General features: G+C 60.9%; 1 protein-coding gene. It reads left to right on the forward strand.

Annotated elements, in window-relative coordinates:
• Positions 1–129: 129 nt before the first annotated feature.
• Positions 130–3,333 (forward strand): hypothetical protein (locus tag E6X30_RS10265; RefSeq protein WP_316336196.1); only part of this gene is annotated, 3,204 nt, incomplete at its 3' end.

The following is a 3,333-nucleotide window of genomic DNA, read 5'->3' on the forward strand; positions in this document are numbered from 1 at the left end:
CTTTGAGAACCAAATTGGTCTAATCACTAGCAGAAAAGAAATAGCTGCCTAACCACTAGGTAGCTCCACTACGTGTCCACGATTTGCGGGTAACCCCAGAGCTACAGCAATGGATCATGGACAACGAATGTGCCGGGCGCAAATGTGCCGTGCACGATCACTGCACCAGTGCTCACCGGTAATAACCAGGCCGTGCAGCTTGATTACCGGATTGATGGGGCTACGGTAGCGGCGACGGTTGCGGTGACTGCGGGCAAGAGCGTCACGGTGTCGTTGCCAAAGACGGCGGGCGGGCACCAAATCAGAGCCCGCGTGTCCACAGCATCACGCCTGACGTCCGATGCTGGCGTGTTCACTGCCGGGTGGGGCGGCCCGGCCTTGTATTCCCCGGGACGGCTCGAGGCATCTAACGGCGAGTTCAAGGTGCTCGCGAAAGCACCACCACGCACCGCGAACGAGATGACCGTCTCTGCGCAAATGCAGTGGCGCCCGTCGGGCAGCAACGACACCTGGATCAACGCGGGTAGTGCCACTGCTGTGACGGGTGCGCTGGGCAAAGAGACCGTGTTCACCGGCACGTTTGACGCAGCCGCGGCACTTGCGGCGGCGAACAAAGCTTCGCGTGGTCCGGTGCGCATGGATTTCCAAGTCTGCTTCACCTATTCGGGTGTGAAGACCCCCATGTGTACCGGTGGTGTTGCGCCGACTGTGGTGGTGCGCGTCCCACACGCTTTCGGCGACGGTTACCCAACCACGGATGTCGAAACCGGTCAGGTCGCTCTCTACACGGGTGAGTTTCAAACCTCCGACACGGACGTCACTGTCCCCGGGTACGGGTCAGATATTACGCTGTCGCGTTCGCACCTATCGTTTACGGGTAGTGGCGATGTGAAAGCGTGGCCAGTGGACCCTGTCACTGGCATCTTCGGCCCCGGGTTCACGGCAAACCTGGAAGGCGACGACTCCGCTGGTCTCGCCGGCGTGGAAGTGATTGATCAGCGCATGAGTGACGGGTCGATCGCTCTCATGGGGGAAGACGGCGACGCGCTCGTGTTCGTCAACCCTTCCGGTAAACGCGAAACGGTCACCGGCACCCTCGTGCCCGGAACGACCGACACGGAACTCTCCGGCGTAACGGCAAAGATCACTGGTACAGCGGCGGCCCCCACCCTCGTCGTGACTGAAGACGATGGGACCGTGACAACATTCCAACCTACGACTGGTGGTGCGGGTAAGAATCTTGACTTTAGGCCGGTGTCGATCGCCGCGGTGGGGGATGGGTCCTCAACCACGTTCGGTTACGACGCGACCACTGGTGTGGTGACGCGTATCGTTGCGCCGCTTCCTGATGGTCTTGCAGCCGGGGCGTGCCCTCCTTCGGGCGTGTTGCAGCCTGGCTGCCGCGCGGTAGAGCTCGCCTACACCAGTGTCACGGACCCGAACGGAATGAGCGTGCAGCGGCTTGCAAAAGCATCAGCGACACTGTTTGACCCTGCCACGAACCAAATGGTGACCACACCTGTCACGACCTACACTTACGACTCACTCACCAGGCTCTCGAGCGTGACGGATGTGCGCTCAGGGCTCAAGACCACCTACACGTGGGATGGAGCATCGACCAGGCTCAAGACGATCACCCCGAGTGGTCTTGCGGGTTACACGATGAACTACGCACCCAACCCTGACCCTTCGATCCCGACGATGATGGTGAAGAACGTCCAGCGGGACGGGCAAACTACCGGCGCCCCTCCCGTCCAGATCGCATCCATCGTCTACAACGTTGCCACCAGCGGGGCCGGGTTGCCGGATCTGTCACGTGCGGGTGTGAAGGCATGGGTGAAAGAGGCCGACGGCACGCCTGAGTTTGACGCTCAGGTCCCAGTCAACGGTTACGCCGTATTCGGCTCGGACCATCCCGTGAATGCCCTCGTAGGCAAAGACGTTCCGGCTGCGGACATGCAGTACGCCTCGTTGAGTTACATCAACGCGGACGCATACACGATCAACACGGCCAGCTACGGCGCTGGTGCGTGGCAGATTGATGCCACGTGGTATGACGCCAAGGGCAACGTGGTCCGCACCCTCGACGAGAATGCAGTCAACACGACCCTCGCTGACCCGGACATGTCGCAGGCCCAGGTGGATGACCTGTCCGAGCAGACCGTTTACAACGCAGAAATTAAAGACACTGCAGGCAATGTGCTCGTGCCCGCCGGGTCTCGTGTCGAGGAGACGTTCGGGCCTGCCCGCGACGTCATGCTCAATGACGGCTCCACAGCCAGGGTGCGACCGCATTCACGCACGATTTATGACGAAGGAGCACCCAATAACGGGATCAATGCCGCGACCGGTCAGCCGTACTCGCTTGCCACGACCGTGATCTCGGATGCGGTCACGACAGGTAGTGGCCCGGACGCGGTGAGCGTGGTGGAGGCTGTGTCGACCATAAAGAACGGCTACAACCCTCTTGACGGCTCGGCCGTGACCTCACCGACGTCGGGCTGGACTCTCGGAACACCGACCACCGTGACCGACAACGCCGGCCGCGTGACAAAACAGATCTTTGATCCCCGCGGCAAAGTTGTCACCACGATCGCGCCGACCTCGAACGGTGACGATGCAGGCACGACTCGCACCATTTACTACACGGCAGGGCCCAATGCTGCGGATGCTTCCTGTGGCAACACGGCGCAGGCTAAAGCCTGGGCGGGGGAGGTGTGTCGCACGTTCCCAGCCTCTGCCCCAAGCGAGGGGCCGAGTATGCCGAGCAGCAAGGTCACCGGGTATGACTATTGGCTCGCCCCCACTACAACCGTGGAGACATCTGGTGCCGCGACGCGGACCTCGAGCGTGAAATACGATGCCGCAGGCCGCGCTATCTACACGAAAACCTCCACGAGTGGACTTGCGGGATCGGTGCCGATGGATGCGATCTTCACCCAGTACAACCAGGCCACGGGCCTTGTGGACGCCGTCGGTGTCGCGAACAGTGCTGGTACTGGTATCGCGGGTGCGAAACAGTCCTACACCTACGACGCGTGGGGCAAACAGATCACCTCGACAAACCAGCTGGGGGACGTCACCACGACGACGTATGACGCGAAAGCCCGTGTGACCTCGGTCGATGACGGCAAGGGCGTGACCTCGTTTGAATATGACGGCACCGATGCGAATGGGAAAGCAGAGCGGCGCGGTCTGGTCACGAAACAAACCGTGACCCGTGGCTCATCCTCACTGAGGTTACCCTCGTTTAGTGGACACCCTATTAGTGCGGATCTTGTGTCCGTAGGAGAGGATGTTCATTGTGAGTCAACAGCGCAAGAAGTACACGCC

The sequence above is a fragment of the Dermabacter sp. genome (genome assembly GCF_032550575.1).
Taxonomy (GTDB): Bacteria; Actinomycetota; Actinomycetes; order Actinomycetales; family Dermabacteraceae; genus Dermabacter; species Dermabacter hominis.